Raw genomic sequence first — 19024 nt, forward strand, 5'->3', positions numbered from 1 at the left:
AGTTTAAATGGATTATAATTATTCTGAAAAAAGTTTAGAAGAATGTCTAAAAAAGGCTGAAAAAGAATTATCCATACTAAGAGACAAACTTGATTATGAAGTAATAAAAGAAGAAAAAGGCTTTTTCAAAAAGAAATGTATAATAAAAGTACATGTTGATGAAGAAAATGAAGAAGATGTAGTAAATGATACTGAAAATTTTGCAGTTACTAATGAGAAGGCTAATAATATTATTGTAAAAGAAGATAAAATTTTATTAGACATAGAAGAAGGTTCTACAATTGAAATAGAATTTGAAAATGGAATAAAGTTGTTTGTTAATGGTAAAGAAGTAAGTTCTCCTGTTGAAGTAGCATATAATGATGAACTTAGATATGAAGGCGAAAAAGTAAACGCTAGAAGAAGCTTGAATATTCATTTAGATAATGATAGAACAATGGCTACTGTTGATATTGAATATATTCCAGAAGAAGTAAAAGAAGCATACTGCAAAATAATAGGGAATAAGGTGAAAATATCAGGAGTTATTGCTGATGGGAAAATGCCACCTTTATATACTAAAGATGAAATAAAAGAAGCTCTTAGAAGTAAAGGTGTTATTTATGGAATAATTGATGAAAAAATCAATGAAATATCTATGAAGGCTATTGTTAAGGATGAAGTTGTAGCTAAAGGACTCCCTGTTGTTCATGACGAGGAAGACAGAATAGATATTAAGTTTGATAACACAAAGAGAAATGTAGATGAGAGCTCCAAAGAAAAAATTGATTATAGAAATCTTTATTCTATGGCTAATGTAGGAATTAACCAAGTTATTGCAGAACTGGTTGAAGGAAAAGTAGGTCATAATGGAATGAATATATTTGGAGTGGAGATAAAAAAGAAAAGTAAAAAAACTTTGCAAATTGTTGCAGGAGATGGATGCAAACTTGAAGATAACAAAATAATATCTACAATGGAAGGACGTCCAACTGTAAAGAGCGGAGTGTTTTATGTAAATAAAATGTTTGAAACAGCAAAAGATGTTGATATGGCAAGTGGAAATATAACTTTTGTTGGAGATGTAAAGATTGCAGGAAGCATTAAAGATGGAATGAAAGTAGAAGCAGGAAATAGCGTTGAAGTAGGAAAAAATGTTGAAGCGGCAAAAATAATATCTCAGGGGGAAATTCATGTAAAGGGAAGTGCACTTGGTTCAGAGATAATTGCAGGAGTTAAGGACTTGAATCTTCAAAGTTCAATATCAATGCTTGAGGAATTTAAAAAGGATATAGAGCTACTAGTAGCATCTCTTGAAGAAGTGAAGAGGCGTCATATAGTAAGTGATGATAAGCCTGATGGAGAAATAATAAAACTTTTATTAGAAACAAAATTTAAAGATATACCTAAAAAAGCCTCTGAATTATTGAAAAACACTGTGCTTGAGGGCAATTGGATAGATAAAATTAAAAGGATATTGAGAGAAAAGATTATAGGTTCTGGACCTTTAGGTATAAAGTATTTTGGTGAATTGTACGAATTAATAGAGTGTATAGATAAGGAATTAAAACCTCTTAAAATGAAAATATCTCATCCTGTGGATATTTATTTAAATTATAGTCAAGATACTAAGGTTAAAGCATCAGGAACTATATATATTACAGGAAAGGGTCAATATGTCTCAGAATTAGTTGCAGAAGGAAATATTGAATTCTTATCTGATGGTGCTATAGCAAGAGGTGGAGTTTTAAGTGCTGGAAAAGAAATTAAAGCAAAAGTAGTTGGAAGTACTGCAGGAGTTACTACTACATTAAAGGTGGGAAAAGGTGGAGTTATAACTGCAGATATAGCATATCCAAATACTGTGTTTGTTTTTGGAGAAAGAAAATATACTTTAGAAACAGCATCGAAACAAATAAAAGCATATCTTGATGAACAAGGTGAAGTAGTAGTAGATAAATTTGTACTTTAGGAGGACAAACTATGGAAGGAAAAGAAATGAAAATACTTATCTTTAGTTTAAATGGAGAACATTATGCTACTGATATTGGCGATGTAGAAAGAATATTAGGATATATTGAGTCTACAGAGATGCCAGATGTGCCTGATTTTGTTGAGGGTGTAATAAATTATGAAAATAATATACTGCCAATACTTAATCTTAGCAAAAAATTTAATTTCCCAATAATTAAAAATCAATCAGAACAAGATCAAAAAAAGATTATTGTTGTCAAACGAAATGATAAGAAATTTGGGGTTATTGTAGATACAGTTTACGAGGTATCCGATGTAAGCAATAGTTTATTTGAAGAACCACCTGCAATAACAGCATCTGCTTCGAAAAATTATATTGAGGGATTAATAAAATTGAACGATAAAATAGTAATTCTTTTAAATCTAGATAAGATTTTATCGGATGAAGAAGAAGAATTGATTTTTTAGGGGGAACATAATACATGGGTGAAATAAAAGTTGGGATAGCAGATTTGAATCTGGTGATGCCTCCTGGTAAAATTATGACGATAGGCCTAGGGTCTTGTATAGGTATAGCATTATATGATAGAATGCTTAAAATAGCAGGACTAGCACACATAATGTTGCCAGATAGTACTCAGTTTAAAAATGTTCCTCAACCACTAAAGTTTGCAGACTTAGCAATTCCAATTTTGGTAAAAAAGATGGAGGAGAAAGGATGTAATAAGAGAAATTTAGTGGCAAAAATAGCTGGAGGAGCATCGATGTTTAACTTTTCAGATAAAAGTATGGTAAGCGATATAGGTAAACGAAACGCTGAATCAGTAAAAGTAGCACTAGATAAAGAAGCTATACCAATAATTGCAGAAGACACAGGGGGAAATAAAGGTAGGACTATGATTGTGGATTCGAATGATGGTATTGTAACATTAAAGATAGTAGGACAAGGTGTAGTTACCCTATAAGGAGTGGTTGACGTGGCGAAAGTTAAGGTAGCAATAGTTGATGATTCTGCTTTTATGAGAAAAATAATATCAGATTGTTTGAATTCTCATATAGAGATAGAAGTTATAGCAAAGTTTAGAAATGGAAAAGATCTTGTTGAGCAGTTTGATAGATATAAACCAGATATAATTACTTTAGATGTGGAGATGCCTGTGATGAATGGGGTAGAGACATTAAAGGCGTTAAAACAATATAAAATTAAGTGCCCGGTTATTATGTTAAGCAGTTTAACAAGACAAAATTCTGTACATACACTAGAATGTTTAGAATTGGGTGCCACTGATTTTATAGAAAAGCCTTCTACCAGTCTTACAAATGATATTAAATTTAACAAGACTTTGATTGAAAAGGTACTAACAATAGCTAAACAAGGAGAAAAGAATACTTATATTAGAAAATCGATTGAGTCTGTTGTACCACTTATTAGAAATACTAGAAGTTCAATTAAGGCCATAGTAGTTGGAGCATCAACTGGAGGACCAAAAGCACTTCAGAAGGTGTTGACAGAAATAAATTCCGATATTGGAGTGCCAATTTTTGTTGTTCAGCATATGCCAAGGGGGTTTACAAAAGCTTTTGCAGATAGGCTAAATGGCATATGTAAATTAAGAACTTTAGAAGCATCTCATGGTATGTTAGTTGAAAATAATACAATTTATATAGCTCAAGGTGGATATCATATGACCATAGGTAAAGATAACAGAATATGGTTAAATGAAGAACCAGCTATATGGGGAGTTAGACCTGCTGTTGACAAGTTGTTTGAATCAGCAGTAAAAGTATATGGTGGTAATTTGCTTTCTGTTATTTTAACTGGTATGGGAAGAGATGGAGCAAGTGGAACTGAGATTATAAAAGATAATGGTGGAATAACAATTTCTGAAGACGAGTCTACATGTACCATATATGGAATGCCACGAGCTGCATATGAAACAGGAAAGGTAGATATGGTTTTAGAATTACAAGAAATAGCAAATAAAATAAATAGTTTAGTAAAAGGGAGATAATTGAGAACATGAATTTTGACGAGTTTCATAAATGGGTACATCGAGAGCTTGGAATTGATCTTTCAGCATATAAACCAGAGCAGTTACATAGAAGGATAAATAGTTTGATGGGTCGAGTTGGAGTTCATTCTCTAGATGAGTATACCTCCTTAATAAAAAAAGATGTAGAACAAAAACAAAGGTTTTTGGATTTTATTACGATAAATGTAACAGAGTTCTTTAGAAATCCAGAATTATTTCAGGAGCTAGAGAAGACTTTAGTAAGAGAAATTTTACCAAAAGGAAATCAACTTAGAATATGGAGTGCGGCATGTTCTATAGGATGTGAGCCATATACAATAGGTATTATATTAGATAAGATAAGTAAAAATAAACGGCACAACATCATAGCTACAGATATAGATAGCACAATATTAAATAAAGCTAAGATTGGAGAATATGTGCAAGCAGAAGTTAAAAATGTTACTCCAAAAGACTTAGATGATTATTTTACTAAGATTGATGATAAGTACAAAATTAACGATAATATTAAATCTATGGTTACATTTAAAAAACATGATTTGATACTAGGAAATTACGAAAAAGATTTTGACTTAATTGTATGTAGAAATGTTGTTATTTATTTTAATAATGATATAAAAAATCAAATTTATAGAAAATTTAGTGAATCTTTAAAAAAAGGTGGTTTGCTATTTGTGGGAGCAACAGAGAGTATTTATAATTATAAAGAATATGGATTTGAAAAAGCTTCTACTTTTATTTATAGAAAACTTTAAGGAGGAATTTTAATGGACACATCTCAATATATGACTATGTTTTTAGAAGAATCGATGGAAAATTTACAAACATTGAATGAATCACTTCTTGATTTAGAGCAAGATCCAAATGATGTTGATAAATTAAATGAAATATTTAGGGTGGCACATACCATTAAAGGTATGGCAGCTACAATGGGATTTAGTGATATAGCAGAATTAACTCACAAAATGGAAGATGTATTATCAAAATTTAGAGAAGGTGAGTTAAAGGTAACACAAGAAGTTGTTACAGTGTTATTTGATTGCTTAGATACTCTTGAAAAAATGGTAACAAATGTAGAAGAAGGTATTGATGAGCAAGTAGACATAGAGCCAATAATAAAAGCATTAAACAGTATATCTCAAAATGAAGAGAGTAATGAAATTAAGGAAGCTGAAATAGTTGAGAATACAGAAGTTAAATCAGAAAACTCAAGTATTATTGAATTGAATGAATATGATATATCAATAATTAAACAAGCGCAAGAAAAAGGATATAATGCTATAAAGCTTAAAATAAGTTTAAGTGAAAATACTCTATTAAAATCAGCAAGAGCATTTTTAATAGTTAAAGATCTTGAGGAAATTGGAGAGATTGTTAAGTCAATACCAGAAACACAAGACATAGAAAATGAAGAGTTTGATTTAGAATTAGCGTTTGTTTTAATTACTAATAATACTGAAGAGGAAGTTAAAACATTAGTAGAAGGCATTTCAGAAGTGAGGCAAGTAGCTGTTGAAACTGTACCTTTCCAAGAAGAAGTTAAGGCAGAAGTTGTTGAAGAAGAAAAGACTGTAGAGCCAAAAAACATTGAACAAAAACCAAAAGAAAATAAACCTGTTAAGAAAGCTGCATCAAAAAAGGAAGGTCATAAGAAAGCACATCAATCAGTAAGGGTTGATTTGGAAAGAATAGACAAGCTTATGAATATGGTATCAGAACTTGTTATTTACAGAACTAGGTTAGAGCAAATTGTTCTAAACTATAAATCTCCTGAGTTGTCAGAAACTTTAGAACAAGTAGGAAGAACTACAACAGATCTTCAAGATCTTGTAATGAAAATTAGAATGCTTCCTCTAGATACTGTATTTAATAGATTCCCAAGAATGATCAGAGATGTTTCGGTTGAACTAAATAAAGAGATTAACTTTATAATTGAAGGTGCTGATACTGAACTTGATAGAACAGTTATTGATGAGATTGGAGAACCATTAATACATTTATTGAGAAATGCAGCTGACCATGGAGTTGAATCTAAGGAAGAAAGAATTGCTGCAGGTAAAAATCCTGTTGGAACTGTTAAACTAGTTGCTTATCAAGAAGGTACAAAGGCGTTAATTAAGGTTATTGATGATGGTGCTGGCATTAATGTTGCTAAAGTAAAAGCTAAGGCAGAGAAGGTTGGTATTAATACTGAAGGACTAAGCGATAATGATATTAAAAATTTAATATTTGCACAAGGCTTTAGTACAAATGAAGTAGTTACAGATATTTCTGGTAGAGGAGTAGGAATGGATGTTGTTAAGACAAAAATTTCTGCACTTGGGGGTACTGTAGAATTAATAAGCGAAGAAGGTAAAGGATCAACATTCGTTATTCAATTGCCATTAACTCTTCAAATTATACAAGCATTACTTGTTAATGTAGGAGAGGAAACTTTAGCAATTTCTCTTGGCTTTATAGATAGAGTAATTGATTATAAGGAAGATAAAATAAAGAGAACTAATGGAAAAGAAGTAATAGTGTATAGAGATGACGTAATTCCTTTAGTTAGATTAAATGAAAGACTTGATATACAAGCTGAAGAAAGTGATAAAAAGTTTGTAATAATAGTTAATGTAGGAGATAAAACTGTTGGATTATTGGTAGATTCTTTACTTGGACAACAAGAAATAGTAATAAAACCATTAGGAAAAACATTGAAATCTCTTAATGAATATATTGGTGCTACAATATTAGGTAATGGATTAGTTACATTAATACTTGATGTAGGAGCACTTATATAGGTATAATATAATTTATGTAGGAGGAATTTATGGAACAAAGTCAATTTACTAGTATGCAAATGGATGCTTTGAGGGAAGTGTCGAATATTGGAACTGGAAATGCGGCGACTGCTCTTTCGATGATGCTAGGCAAGAAAATTGATATGACAGTACCAGCAGTAAATATGATCGAATTTACTCAGTTATTAGATAGTGTTGGCGAGCAAGAAGTAGCAGGTATAGTTGTAAGAGTTCTTGGAGATATACCTGGTAGTATATTGATTATTTTTGAAAAAGAGGTTGCATTAAATGTTATTGAGTTATTAACAGGAATGGCAGAAAAAGAATTTTCAGAACTTGGAAATTCGGTTTTATGTGAGATTGGAAATATTCTTTCAGGAGCATATATGAATGCTATATCTCAGTTCACTGGGTTAAGTGCAATAGCTTCAGTTCCAGCAGTAACATATGATATGTTAAGTGCAATACTGGCAACAACATTTGTAGAATCTGGACAATACGATGAGTATATCCTTGATATAGAAACAATATTTTTGAATGAGAATAGTGACAATATAGGAGCACATTTTTTCTATATTCCTGTTCCAGGTTCAATTGATAAAATTTTAAAAACTATAGGCTTAAATTAATTTTGGAGGTAGTAGAAAATGGCAAAGGTATTAATAGTTGATGACGCAGCGTTTATGAGAATGATGATTAAAGATATTCTTGAAAAGAACAATTTTGAAATCGTAGGAGAAGCAAGTAATGGGTTAATTGCTGTTGACCTATACAAGAAAGAAAAACCAGATGTAGTAACAATGGATATTACAATGCCTGATATGGATGGTATTGAAGCTGTAAAGGCAATAAAAGAATTTGACCCAAGTGCAAAAGTTGTAATGTGTTCAGCTATGGGACAACAATCTATGGTAATGGATGCTATTAAAGCAGGGGCTAAAGATTTTATAGTAAAGCCTTTCCAAGCTGATAGAGTTCTTGAAGCGATAAATAAGGTACTTGGTGCATAAGAGGTAATCTGGTATAGGAGGCGTGCTAAATGCAAATTGTAGTATTTAAGCTAGGAGATGAACATTTTGCAGTGGAAACTGACAAAGTTCAAAGTATTAATGATATGATGGGGATTACATCAGTTCCTAAAGCTCCAAGTTATATAAAAGGTTTAATTAACTTAAGAGGAAGTATAAAGTCATTAGTTGATATAAACCTGTTATTGGATGTAAATTCAACTGAAGAGCAACAAAGTATAATAATTTTAACAGTAGAAGATGAAGAAATAGGTATTTCAGTTGATGAGGTTGAAGAAGTACTAGATATTGATGAAAAAACAATACAAAAGATGGATACTGACCAAGTTAGTTCTTATATAAGAGGAATAATTAACTATGAGGGTAAGCTATTAACAATTATAGATATAGACAAACTTTTAAATTAAATATAGAAAAGAGGGAGAAGTATGGCAGATGTTTTGTCCCAGAGTGAAATAGATGCATTGTTATCTGCCTTATCTACAGGAGAATTAGAGCCTGAACAAGTGCCCAAAGAAGAAGAAAGACACAAGGTTAAAGTCTATGATTTTAGAAGCCCACAAAAGTTTTCCAAAGATCATATAAGAACACTTGAGTTAATTCATGATAATTTTGCGAGAATTATTTCAAATTATCTTACAGCACAAGTAAGGGTTAATGTTAAGGCTAAAATTGAGACTGTAGAACAGATAACTTATGAGGAATTTATACACTCTGTGCCAAATCCAACAATAATGACAATGTTCAAGATGCCACCTTTAACAGGAACTATACAATTTGAAACAAATCCGCAATTTTCATTTCAGATTATAGATATTCTTTTAGGTGGAACTGGTGATAGACCAACAGTAAGTAAAGAGTTTTCTGACATTGATAAAAATATAATGTTACAAGTTACAACAGGACTTATTAATAATTTAAAGTTAGCATGGGAAGGGATTTTAGATGTTGAACCAGAAGTTGAAGGCATTGAAACTAATCCTGCTATTAATCAGACATTAGCACCCAATGAACCTGTAGCGTTAATAACTTTTTCTGTAGAACTGGGTAAAAGTAATACGTTTATAAATTTATGTATACCATATTTGTCGCTAGAAAAAGTATTAGATAAGTTAGTAGTACAATATTGGTTCCAAAATGAAGATGTTGAATTGATGGAAGAATCAAAACAAAAGTTAGAAAAAGGATTAAACCCTGTAGAAATAGGTGTAGCTGCTGAACTTGGGAAAACAAGTATCAGCATTGATGATTTCTTAAAACTAGGTAGTGGAGATATAATAAAATTAGATACTAAGTATAAAAATCCAATTAAAGTATATATTGAAGATGAAGAATATTATTATGCTAAACCTGGTGTTATAGGGAAGAATGTTGGAGTTGCTATATTAGATATGATAGATAAGGATGTGAACGAGTATGAGTAATGGATTTTTATCTCAAGATGAGATTGATTCACTACTAGGTGGTGGAGACAATAATAATGGGTCAGCAAACGAAGATAAGAGTGCAAATGAAGAAGGATTAACAGATATAGAAAAAGATTTGTTGGGGGAGATAGGGAACATTTCAATGGGCTCTGCTTCAACAGCTCTTTATCAAATAATTAATCAAAAGGTTAATATAACAACTCCCGTTGTAACTGTTACTACGTTAAATGAAATGAAGGATGCTTTCGAGATCCCTAACATAGTATTAGATGTAGAGTATAGAGAAGGGATTGTAGGTAGGAATATTCTAGTCATTAGAACTGATGATGCAGCTGTAATTGCAAATCTTATGATGGGTGGAGATGGAAAACCAGAGAGTCATGAATTAACTGAGTTGGAGATTAGTGCTGTTTCGGAAGCTATGAACCAAATGATAGGTTCGGCAGCTACTTCAATGGCTACAATGTTTTCAAGGAAAGTAGATATTTCACCACCAGTTTCAAGAGTTTGGAGCGATAAAACAGAAGAATTATCAGATGAGATTCCTGGAGATGATAAAATTGTAAGGGTTAATTTTAACTTAACAATTGGAGATCTTGTTGATAGTAATATTATGCAAATTTTACCTGTTGAGACTGCAAAGAAGATTGTATCAATTATGATGGGTAAAGAAGAAGCTAATGAAGCACCTGCAAGCAGTTCTGAGTCTAGGGCTCAAGAAAGGCCAGCACAGGCTGAGCCAGTGCAACAAGTAGTTGAAAGTAAGCCAATAGTTGAAAGACCGGCTGCACCAGTAGAAGTGCATCAGGCAAGTTTTGAACCTCTTGGTCATGAAGGTGCTTCAGGATCACATCAAAATATAGATTTAATTTTAGATGTTCCATTAGATATATCTGTTGTGCTTGGAAGAACAAGAAAGAGCATTAAAGATATTTTAAGTCTTGGAACAGGATCTTTAATTGAACTTGACAGATTGGCAGAAGAACCAGTAGAAATACTTGTTAATGGAAAGAGGATAGCCTTTGGAGAAGTTGTTGTTGTAGATGAAAACTTCGGAGTTAGAATTACAAGTATAGTAAGTAGTAGTGATAGAATAAAATCACTAAAATAATTAGAAAATAGAAATGCTGTCTCAAAATGATGAGATAGCATTTTTATTTTTAATCAATGTTAATTTCTATATTATTTTAAATAACTATTTGTTGTTTTAAGTGTTAAGGAAATATAGTAATATATAACGATGACTTTTGTTAAAAGAATTTAAAAAATTTACTAAACTAAAGTCTTTTATATACGATAATAAATTATAGTCATAAAATATGGAGGAAAAAAAATGAATGTTAAGGGAATTGGATCTCATAATGTTATAAACATATATAACAAGAACAGCAATAGAATAGTTGAAAAAGAAAAAACAATTAATAGAAAAGATACTATTGAGATATCTAAAATTGGAAAGAGCTTAAATAACTATGCTTTTGATGATGTAGATGTTGATAATAGAAAAAAGGTTGCTGAACTAAAAAGTAAGATAGAAAAAGGCACATATAATGTAGATGCTAAATTAACTGCTCAAAGTATTATAGACGTAATTAAAGGGAGAAGAGTTTAATGGTAAAAGAGTTAACAGAAATAATGTTAATGGAAAAGAAAACATTAGAAGATTTATTAGTCTTATTAGAAGAGCAATATAATTATATTATGAAAAAAGATGTTTTTGCATTAGAGGATATTGTAGAGAAGATAAAATTAAGTAATAAAGAGATAGCCAAACAAGAAGTAAATAGGAGACAACTTGTTGGAAATGAAAAAATGCAAGATATTATTAATAATAGTAATGATAAAGATTTAAGTTTAGCTTATAGAGAAACAAAGAAAATTATTGAATCTGTAAGACAGCAAAAAGATACAAATGAGTTGTTAATAAAGCAACAAATTAGTTTTAATGCACAAATTTTAAATATAATAAATCCAAAGAGAGAAATAAAAACTTATAACTCATATGGAAGTTTGTCAAAGTAGGAGGGTGAATAATGTCAGGATTATTTTCTACATTCAATGTAGGTAAAAGTGGTTTATCAGTCAGTCAGAAGACTATTGATGTAACATCACATAATATTTCAAATTCAAATACTGTTGGGTATTCAAGACAAAGAGCTGATATAGTAACTAATAGACCTATGGGTGGAAATTCAAGAGGGGATATAGTTCAAGCAGGTCAAATAGGAACAGGAGCCCAAGTTAAGGCGATTGAGAGAGTAAGAGATACATTTTTGGACTATCAAGTTAGAGGAGAAAAAAGTGTTCTTGGTAATGCTAATATAAGAAGTCAAGTCTTATCTCAAGTTGAAGGTGTATTTAATGAACCATCAGATACAGGAATTTCAACTTTAATAGGTAAGTTCTTTGATTCCTTTCAAGAATTATCAAAGCAACCACAAAGCTCGAATGCTAGAACTGTTGTTGGACAACAAACTCAAGCATTAACTGATGCCCTAAATCATGCATATACGCAGTTAGAACAATTAGAAGGTAATGCTCAACAACAACTAAAAACTTCTGTCACTGATGTTAATAGTTTGTTAAATCAAATTGATAAATTAAATACAGAGATAATAAGTGTACGAACAACAGGTCAAGCACCTAATGATCTTATGGATAGTAGAGACAAGCTTTTAGATGAATTAAGTAGCAAGTTTGGTGTAACAGTAGAACAAAAAGCTTTTGATGGTATAGATGTAAAACCATCTGAATCAGGAGCTATGGTGAATTCTAAGCTTATAAATGCTTCTCCAAATTCAGATTCAGCAAGATTCTCATATATTACATCAATTGAAGAAGATCCAGCACAACCTAATACTCATATTATTACTTATTATAAAATGGGTGATACAACATCAGAGGATAATAAACAAACAATTAAGGTAACAGGCTTAACAGGAGATCAAGTTAAGGATATAAAGGCTACTAGAATATTATGGGGAAATGCACATGGACAAGCTACAAAATCCGACGGTTTCCCAATTAAAGATGGAGAAATAATTAATGCTGGACAATTGATGACATTTAAACCAGAGTCTGGAGAAGTATCAGGTAATATATCAGTACAAAAGGATTTAACTGATTATATGGATCAGTTGGATAAGCTAGCTATGTCAATTGCGTTTTCAGTAAATGCAATTCATAGTGGTATGCCAGATCCTTTAAACGGTGAAAATCCAGATAAGGATAGGGTACCTTTCTTTGTTAATAAAAATGTAGCTAAGTATGACAGCGATGGCAATATTATAAATATTGATTCAACTTTAGAAGGGGAAAGCAAGATATCAGCAAAGAACATAACTGTAAACCAAGAGGTAATTAAAGATGTTATGAAAATTAAAACAAAGACACATGATAGTGCTTTTGGATATACTTCAGATAATACAGTAGACGGAGAAGGAGATGGGGCAAGAGCGTTAGCTATTGCACAGCTTAGAGATTCTCTAATAAGAATACAAGATTTTGGAGTAACAATTAAATCTAGAAGTGATATGTTTGATTACTCAAAAAGTGGAGTGCTATTTACAAATTACGGAATGACTATAAAAAATGATACAAGTGGTACAAAATTTGCATCATATTTTCATGACACATTAGATAGACTAGGGGTTAGTGCTCAAGAAGCAAACAGAAATGTTACCAATAAAGAACAATCAGTTGGTGAGCTTGAAAATAGAAGAGATGAAGTGTCAGGAGTATCGTTAGATGAAGAAATGACTAATTTAATACAATATCAACATGCTTATAGTGCAAATGCAAAGGTAATATCTACAATTAGCGAATTGTTAGATGTTGTAATAAACGGTCTTATGAAATAGAGAAAGTTAAGAAGGAAGTGAAAACATGAGAGTTACAAATAGAATGATGGCAAATAATTACTTAAGAGATATGGGAAAAAATCTTAAGAATTTAGATACTATAAATAATCAGTTGGCGACAGGTAAAGCAATAAATAAAGTTTCTGATGATCCTTTTAGGGCTGCTAGAAGTATGCAATTAACATCTGATATGAATACAAATGAACAATATAATGCCAATATTAAAGATACAATAAATTGGCTAGACACTACAGATGATTCACTATTTCAGGTAACAAACGTCTTGCAAAGGGTTAGAGAACTAATGGTTTCTTCAGGGAATGCTGCTTATGGAAGTGATCAAAGTAAGGCCATTAATGAAGAAATAAAGGAAAGAGTGTCTGAATTAACTCAAGTTCTTAATACTAATTTTGATGGGAAATATATATTTGGAGGAACTAAGGTTTCGTCTAAGCCTGTAGATGCAAAAAAGAATGATGTTACAGGTAACTACGATATTTCACTTGTGGATCAAGAAGGAACTAAGTTGGATTTAAATAGTAGTGATTTATATACCCAGAATAAGCTAGATAATATCAATGGTACACTATCTGTTGAAATTTCCCAATCAGTAACTATGAAGTATAATGTTAATGCTATGGAAGTGTTAAACTTTAAAAATGAGAAAGGGCAGAATGTTAATGTAATGAACCTTTTATCAGATATTCAAAATAATTTAGTATCTAATAATTCATTTGATAGGTCAAAGGTAATCGGTGAAAATTTGGCATCAATAGATGATGTGTTAACAAATGTACTTAAACTAAGATCTGAGGTTGGAGCAAAACAAAATAGAATGGAGTCTGCTCAAACTAAAAATGAAGATGAAAACTTTAATATGACAAATATATTATCAAAAACAGAAGATATAGATGTAACCGAAAAAACTATTCAATTTAGTATGGCGCAAACAACGTACCAAGCAGCATTACAAGTTAGTGCACAAGTATTACCAAAAACTATCCTAGATTATCTATAAAGAGAGGCTAAAAAATGAAAATAGTTTTTAAAAATGGGCTTTTGGGGCTTGAGGAATATAAGAATTATGAATTGCAAGATATAGAAGGCATGGAACCATATAAGTTACTTCAATCCACTGATAATAAGGATTTGGGATTAGTGGTTATTTCACCTTTTGAATTTTGTACTGATTATGAAGTTAATCTAGCAGAAGAACAAATAAAAGAATTAGAGGCAGAATCAGAAAATGAAATAGCACTGTACACAACAGTTAATATTAATTCTGATGTTAGAAAAATGACTACTAATTTAAGAGCTCCTATCGTTCTGAACATTAAGAAAAAAATAGGGCAGCAGATAATTTTAGAGAATGAAGTTTATAAAATAAAGCATCCTATTATTAAGGGGTGATTGAAGTGTTAGTTATAACAAGAAAAGAAGGAGAATCAATAGTAATTGGAGATGGTATTGAAATATCTGTATCTAAAGTTTCGGATGGAAGTGTGAAGCTTGCAATAAATGCACCAAAGGAAATGACTATATTAAGAAAAGAATTATACGATGAAATAGGAAAAGAAAATATTGAGTCAGCTAAAATAGATTTGAATTTCTTAAGAAGTTTAAAGAAATAGAGGTGAATTTTAATGGATATAAAGGTTATAGGTCATGGAGGACAAACTAACCTTAATGGTGAAGCTAATAGTGTAGAAGAATTCCAAGGGAACAAGGATGTTGCAATGGATAAAGCTCAGGGTGATGAAAAAAAAGTTCATGATGAAGCAGAAGTAAAAGATGCTGTTAATAAATTAAATAAATTCCTTCAGCATGATAATACACACGCCGAATACTCAGTTCATAAAAAATTTAAAACAATTATGATAAAGATTATTGATGATAGAACAGATGAAGTAGTAATGGAAGTACCACCTGAAAAGATCCTTAATATGGTTGCGAAGATGTGCGAGCTTAACGGTATTGTTTTTGATAAAACTGTTTAGGTAAGTTTTATGCCATATAAATTAAATTTATTTGATATAAGTGTTAGAAAAGAAATGGTGGAAGCCGTTAAAGCAAATAAAGTGCACCGCAAAAAAGATAATGTTATTGATACAAGAGTAAGAAAATCAGTCAAAGAAGATGGCCAAGAAAAAAATAATAAGCAAAACAAAAGTAAAACTAAAAAATATATTACAGTAGATGGAGTAAAATACAAAGGAGAAAAAATAGAAATAAGTGCTGATAAATCTCAAGATAGTTTTAGTGAAGATTCAGTTGGAATTTTTATTAACAAGGTAAAATAGGAGGGTGCATATGTATTCCAATGGGTATAATGTTTATAAAAATAATAGTGTAAATTACGCATCAAAAGATCAATTGCTTTTAATGATATTGGATGGAGCTGTAAAGTTTTCTAAAAGAGCAGAACTTGCTTTATTAGAGAATAACATAAAAAAAACTCATGAAAGTTTAATAAAGACACAAGATATATTTGTTGAATTAATGGCAAGTTTAGATGTTGATGCAGGAGATTGGGCGAAGCAACTTTTTAAAGTATATAGATTTATTAATGAAAAGTTAGTAGAAGTTAATATTAAGAAAGATATTAATTTATTAAGAGAAATAATTCCATTAATCCAAGAGATAAGGGATTTATGGTATGAAGTTTATGAAAAGGCAAAAGCGTCAGGTCAATAAAATTTAATTAAAATATAAATAAGATGTAAGGAGAGGATTATATGACGACAAGAGTTACAGGATTAGCAAGTGGATTAAATGTAGATGAGTTAGTAACTAATTCTATGAAACCATATAAAGCTAAAGTTGATAGCGTGAAACAAAATAAAGAGATTTTGGAGATAAGGCAAAAATTATATAGAGATATTATTTCTCAAGGATCAGATCTTTATGATAAATATCTTAATATTGCCAAATCAGACACATTACTTTCAACTAAGAACTACATTACAACAACTTTTGATTCAACTAACAGTACTGTAGCTACTGCAAAGGCTTTAGATAGTACTGCCATTAAGGATAATTATAAGGTAGATGTTACAAAACTTGCGACAACTGCGAATACAACAATTAAGGTAGGGGATTTTGATACCACTACGACTAAATCATTAACATTTTCTTATAATGGAAAAGATGTAACAGTTGATTTATCATCTATTTTAGATAATACAACATATGTAGCTGAAGATAAAAATAGACTTATAGCATCAACTTTAAATGATCAGCTAAGTTCTCTTGGGCTAAAGGCTACATATTCAGATATTGCTGGTGGGGTTTATATTGAATCTACTAGTGCTGGTAGCAAAATTGGGACAAATACAAATCAGTTTACAATAGCAGGAAGTATATCTAAAACATCATCAAAAGGGTCTAATTTAGAAGCAACCATAACAAGTTCTAAAGGAACGATAAAATATGGTGATCCAACTATAGATCCAACTGCTCAAGTAGCTAATGGAAATACAGCAACAGTTGAAGGAATCAAGTTTACTTTTACTGATACTACGGCTGCAAGTGGAACTGTAACGCTAGTAGGTAAAACAGATGTTACTGCAGCAAAAGAAAAGATAATAAAATTCTTTAATGACTATAATACTATGGTTCAGAATATGAATAAGTTAGTTAATGAAAAGCGAAATAGGGATTACTTACCTTTAACAGACGATCAAAAGAAAGAAATGAAAGAAAATGAAATAACACTTTGGAATAAAAAAGTTGAACAAGGTCAATTAAGTAGAGATAGTGATGTTTCAAAACTTGTTAATGATATGAAAAATGCTATTGGTAATTCGGTTATAGATAGTGGAACTACTCTTGAAAAAATTGGAATTAAACCTATTAAAGATTATACTACAAAGAATGGTATGTTTGAAGTTAATGAAGAAGAATTAACAAAAGCATTAGAGGAAAATCCTGATAAAGTTATGAATTTATTTATTCAAACTCCACCAGATGGAACTCCAGATTCTGAAAAGACAAGCAAAACAGGGATTATTAATAGGCTAAAGAATATTGTTTATGATCAAACTGTTTCTATAACTAAATCAGCTTTGATAAAAAAAGCAGGGAAAAGCGATTCTGACTTTTCTCAAAATACTTTGAGCAAAAGTATATCGGATTATGAAAAGAAAATAAAAACAATGACAAAAGATTTAGCAGAGAGAGAACAAAAATTCTATAGCAAGTATGCATCTTTGGAAAAAGCAATGAATAGTTATAATGCTCAAATGGCTCAATTATCTTCTGCATTTGGAACATCTGCATGATAGAAGAGTTGTTTGAAAGTTATAAAGAAGTAACTTTTAAAATTATAAATGATATTAAAGCTGATAATGATGTTGAAAAACTTATGGAAGAACGTGCATCTATAGTAAATGAAATTGAGAAGCTTAATATATCTAAGGAAGAAAAAAAAAGAGTTTATGATAGTTTGGCATTGAAAGAAATGGATACTGAACTTGAGAAGACTATTAAGCTAGAGATGATGCAAGTTAAGGAAAGTATACAAAAACTTAAAAATACGAGAGCGGCACATACTAGTTATACGTCTAGTATGAGGCGTGGAAATTTATTTGTAAGAAAAGTTTAAATATGTAAGACAAGTATAAGAACAACTTTCTATAATATAAAAATATTATAGAAAGTTGTTTTATTTTAAGAATTTTTATTTAAAATCTTAACACTTTAAGATGAGATCATTAAAGAAATGTACTAGAAAAATTTACCCATAATATAATTTTAAAGTATAAAAAATAAAATTTTCTAAAAAAGGTATAAAGTATTGGAGAAACTAGACGAGTAATATATTGTAAGGTTAACCAATATCTCTTAAGAGAAAATAAAATTATGACAGGGATGTCAAGTTTCTAAAATCAAGGAGGAATTTAAAATGATAATTAATCACAATATGAATGCTATGAATGCTCATAGAAATATGGCAGCAAACAATACTAATGCTGGGAAATCAATGGAAAAATTAAGCTCAGGTTTAAGAATTAATAGAGCTGGAGATGACGCTGCAGGTCTTTCAATTTCTGAAAAGATGAGATCTCAAATAAGAGGATTAGATCAAGCTTCAAGAAACTCTCAAGATGGTGTTTCAATGGTTCAAACTGCAGAAGGTGCTTTAAATGAGACTCATAACATTCTTCAAAGAATGAGAGAATTATCAGTACAAGCATCAAATGATACTAATGTTACTAAAGATAGAGATTCTATCGCAGCTGAAGTTGATGCTTTACAACAAGAAATATCAAGAATAGCTACTCAAACAGAATTCAACACTAAGACTTTATTTAGTGATACTTCTACTCCAGTAACATTACAAGTTGGTGCAAATAGTGGACAAACTATATCAGTAACATTCTCAAGCATGACTTCTGATTCATTAGGAGTAAGTGCAATAAGCGCTCAAATGTCTACTCAAGGATCTGCTACAGCTGCAATTTCTACAATTGATATAGCTATAGAAAAGGTATCAACAGAAAGATCTAAGTTAGGAGCTGTTCAAAACAGATTAGAACATACAATAGCTAACGTTGACAATGCTTCAGAAAACTTACAAGCTGCTGAAAGTAGAGTAAGAGACGTTGATATGGCTAAGGAAATGATGTCATATTCTAAGAATAACATCCTTCAACAAGCTGCTCAAGCAATGCTTGCTCAAGCTAATCAACAACCACAAAATGTTCTTCAATTATTAAGATAGTGTAGAACACAAACAATAGTTTTGAGCTTTATTAAAAGTAGTAGCTCACAAGAAGGAGAATTCATAAATTTGAGTTCTCCTTTTTCAATCTAGTGTAAAGATGAGTACACTAGATTTTCTTTTTATATGAATGTAATTCTAGTAATTAATTAGAAAAAAGTTTAGTGTAATATATTATTTGGGTGAATGCATAAAAATAACATGTAATATGGAATTTT

23 protein-coding genes are annotated in these 19024 nt (G+C 30.7%); all 23 read left to right on the top strand.

Annotation, left to right across the window (positions count from 1 at the left end; translation table 11 throughout):
• The first annotated feature begins 7 nt into the window (after positions 1–7).
• The 23 genes from FAY47_RS09100 to FAY47_RS09210 all read left to right on the top strand — a co-directional run bounded on the left by FAY47_RS09100 (position 8) and on the right by FAY47_RS09210 (position 18806).
• The gene (locus tag FAY47_RS09100) at positions 8–1951 is read left to right on the top strand and encodes a FapA family protein (protein ID WP_143316393.1); all 1944 of its coding nucleotides are present in this window, start codon (positions 8–10) and stop codon (positions 1949–1951) included.
• A gap of 11 nt (positions 1952–1962) precedes the next feature.
• On the top strand, positions 1963–2421 hold the full coding sequence (locus tag FAY47_RS09105) for a chemotaxis protein CheW (protein ID WP_143316394.1): 459 nt from the start codon (positions 1963–1965) through the stop codon (positions 2419–2421).
• Between the two features lie 14 nt (positions 2422–2435).
• Positions 2436–2918 (top strand): chemotaxis protein CheD, encoded by a 483-nt coding sequence (locus tag FAY47_RS09110; protein WP_143316395.1) that lies wholly within the window; start codon positions 2436–2438, stop codon positions 2916–2918.
• Positions 2919–2930: 12 nt separating this feature from the next.
• Positions 2931–3965, top strand: a complete 1035-nt coding sequence (locus FAY47_RS09115; protein ID WP_143316396.1) for a chemotaxis response regulator protein-glutamate methylesterase — start codon at positions 2931–2933, stop codon at positions 3963–3965.
• Between the two features lie 8 nt (positions 3966–3973).
• Positions 3974–4741 carry a protein-glutamate O-methyltransferase CheR gene (locus tag FAY47_RS09120; RefSeq protein WP_143316397.1) on the top strand — a complete coding sequence of 256 codons (768 nt, stop codon included), beginning with the start codon at positions 3974–3976 and terminating at the stop codon, positions 4739–4741.
• Positions 4742–4753: 12 nt separating this feature from the next.
• Positions 4754–6769 carry a chemotaxis protein CheA gene (locus tag FAY47_RS09125; RefSeq protein ID WP_143316398.1) on the top strand — a complete coding sequence of 672 codons (2016 nt, stop codon included), beginning with the start codon at positions 4754–4756 and terminating at the stop codon, positions 6767–6769.
• 29 nt (positions 6770–6798) lie between these two features.
• Positions 6799–7398, top strand: coding sequence for a chemotaxis protein CheC (locus FAY47_RS09130; RefSeq protein ID WP_143316399.1), 600 nt, complete (start codon positions 6799–6801; stop codon positions 7396–7398).
• A gap of 18 nt (positions 7399–7416) precedes the next feature.
• Positions 7417–7779, top strand: a complete 363-nt coding sequence (locus tag FAY47_RS09135; RefSeq protein WP_143316400.1) for a response regulator — start codon at positions 7417–7419, stop codon at positions 7777–7779.
• Positions 7780–7808: 29 nt separating this feature from the next.
• Positions 7809–8204, top strand: coding sequence for a chemotaxis protein CheW (locus FAY47_RS09140; RefSeq protein WP_143316401.1), 396 nt, complete (start codon positions 7809–7811; stop codon positions 8202–8204).
• Positions 8205–8225: 21 nt separating this feature from the next.
• Positions 8226–9221 (top strand): flagellar motor switch protein FliM, encoded by a 996-nt coding sequence (fliM, locus tag FAY47_RS09145; RefSeq protein ID WP_143316402.1) that lies wholly within the window; start codon positions 8226–8228, stop codon positions 9219–9221.
• Positions 9214–10335 (top strand): flagellar motor switch phosphatase FliY, encoded by a 1122-nt coding sequence (gene fliY / locus FAY47_RS09150; protein WP_143316403.1) that lies wholly within the window; start codon positions 9214–9216, stop codon positions 10333–10335. Before fliM ends, fliY begins: the two co-directional genes overlap by 8 nt.
• 222 nt (positions 10336–10557) lie before the next feature.
• A complete protein-coding gene (locus tag FAY47_RS09155) occupies positions 10558–10836 on the top strand; it encodes a flagellar biosynthesis anti-sigma factor FlgM (RefSeq protein WP_143316404.1) in 279 nt (92 codons plus the stop codon).
• Positions 10836–11246: a flagellar export chaperone FlgN gene (flgN, locus tag FAY47_RS09160; RefSeq protein WP_143316405.1), complete on the top strand. Its 411-nt coding sequence runs from the start codon at positions 10836–10838 to the stop codon at positions 11244–11246. Before FAY47_RS09155 ends, flgN begins: the two co-directional genes overlap by 1 nt.
• Before the next feature lie 11 nt (positions 11247–11257).
• A complete protein-coding gene (gene flgK, locus FAY47_RS09165; RefSeq protein WP_143316406.1) occupies positions 11258–13084 on the top strand; it encodes a flagellar hook-associated protein FlgK in 1827 nt (608 codons plus the stop codon).
• Between the two features lie 25 nt (positions 13085–13109).
• The gene (gene flgL, locus FAY47_RS09170) at positions 13110–14102 is read left to right on the top strand and encodes a flagellar hook-associated protein FlgL (protein WP_143316407.1); all 993 of its coding nucleotides are present in this window, start codon (positions 13110–13112) and stop codon (positions 14100–14102) included.
• Positions 14103–14116: 14 nt separating this feature from the next.
• Positions 14117–14494, top strand: coding sequence for a flagellar assembly protein FliW (gene fliW / locus FAY47_RS09175; protein WP_143316408.1), 378 nt, complete (start codon positions 14117–14119; stop codon positions 14492–14494).
• A 5-nt stretch (positions 14495–14499) separates the two neighbouring features.
• The gene (gene csrA / locus FAY47_RS09180) at positions 14500–14715 is read left to right on the top strand and encodes a carbon storage regulator CsrA (RefSeq protein WP_143316409.1); all 216 of its coding nucleotides are present in this window, start codon (positions 14500–14502) and stop codon (positions 14713–14715) included.
• Positions 14716–14727: 12 nt separating this feature from the next.
• On the top strand, positions 14728–15081 hold the full coding sequence (locus FAY47_RS09185; RefSeq protein WP_143316410.1) for a flagellar protein FlaG: 354 nt from the start codon (positions 14728–14730) through the stop codon (positions 15079–15081).
• Positions 15082–15090: 9 nt separating this feature from the next.
• Positions 15091–15384, top strand: coding sequence for a hypothetical protein (locus tag FAY47_RS09190; protein WP_143316411.1), 294 nt, complete (start codon positions 15091–15093; stop codon positions 15382–15384).
• Between the two features lie 10 nt (positions 15385–15394).
• Positions 15395–15778 carry a flagellar export chaperone FliS gene (fliS, locus tag FAY47_RS09195; protein ID WP_143316412.1) on the top strand — a complete coding sequence of 128 codons (384 nt, stop codon included), beginning with the start codon at positions 15395–15397 and terminating at the stop codon, positions 15776–15778.
• Between the two features lie 41 nt (positions 15779–15819).
• Positions 15820–17364, top strand: coding sequence for a flagellar filament capping protein FliD (gene fliD / locus FAY47_RS09200; protein WP_143316413.1), 1545 nt, complete (start codon positions 15820–15822; stop codon positions 17362–17364).
• Positions 17361–17687 carry a hypothetical protein gene (locus FAY47_RS09205; protein WP_143316414.1) on the top strand — a complete coding sequence of 109 codons (327 nt, stop codon included), beginning with the start codon at positions 17361–17363 and terminating at the stop codon, positions 17685–17687. Before fliD ends, FAY47_RS09205 begins: the two co-directional genes overlap by 4 nt.
• 300 nt (positions 17688–17987) lie before the next feature.
• Positions 17988–18806 (top strand): flagellin, encoded by an 819-nt coding sequence (locus tag FAY47_RS09210; protein ID WP_143316415.1) that lies wholly within the window; start codon positions 17988–17990, stop codon positions 18804–18806.
• Positions 18807–19024 lie beyond the last annotated feature (218 nt).

This window comes from Clostridium sp. HBUAS56017 (assembly GCF_007115085.1).
Taxonomy (GTDB): Bacteria; Bacillota; Clostridia; order Clostridiales; family Clostridiaceae; genus Clostridium; species Clostridium cibarium.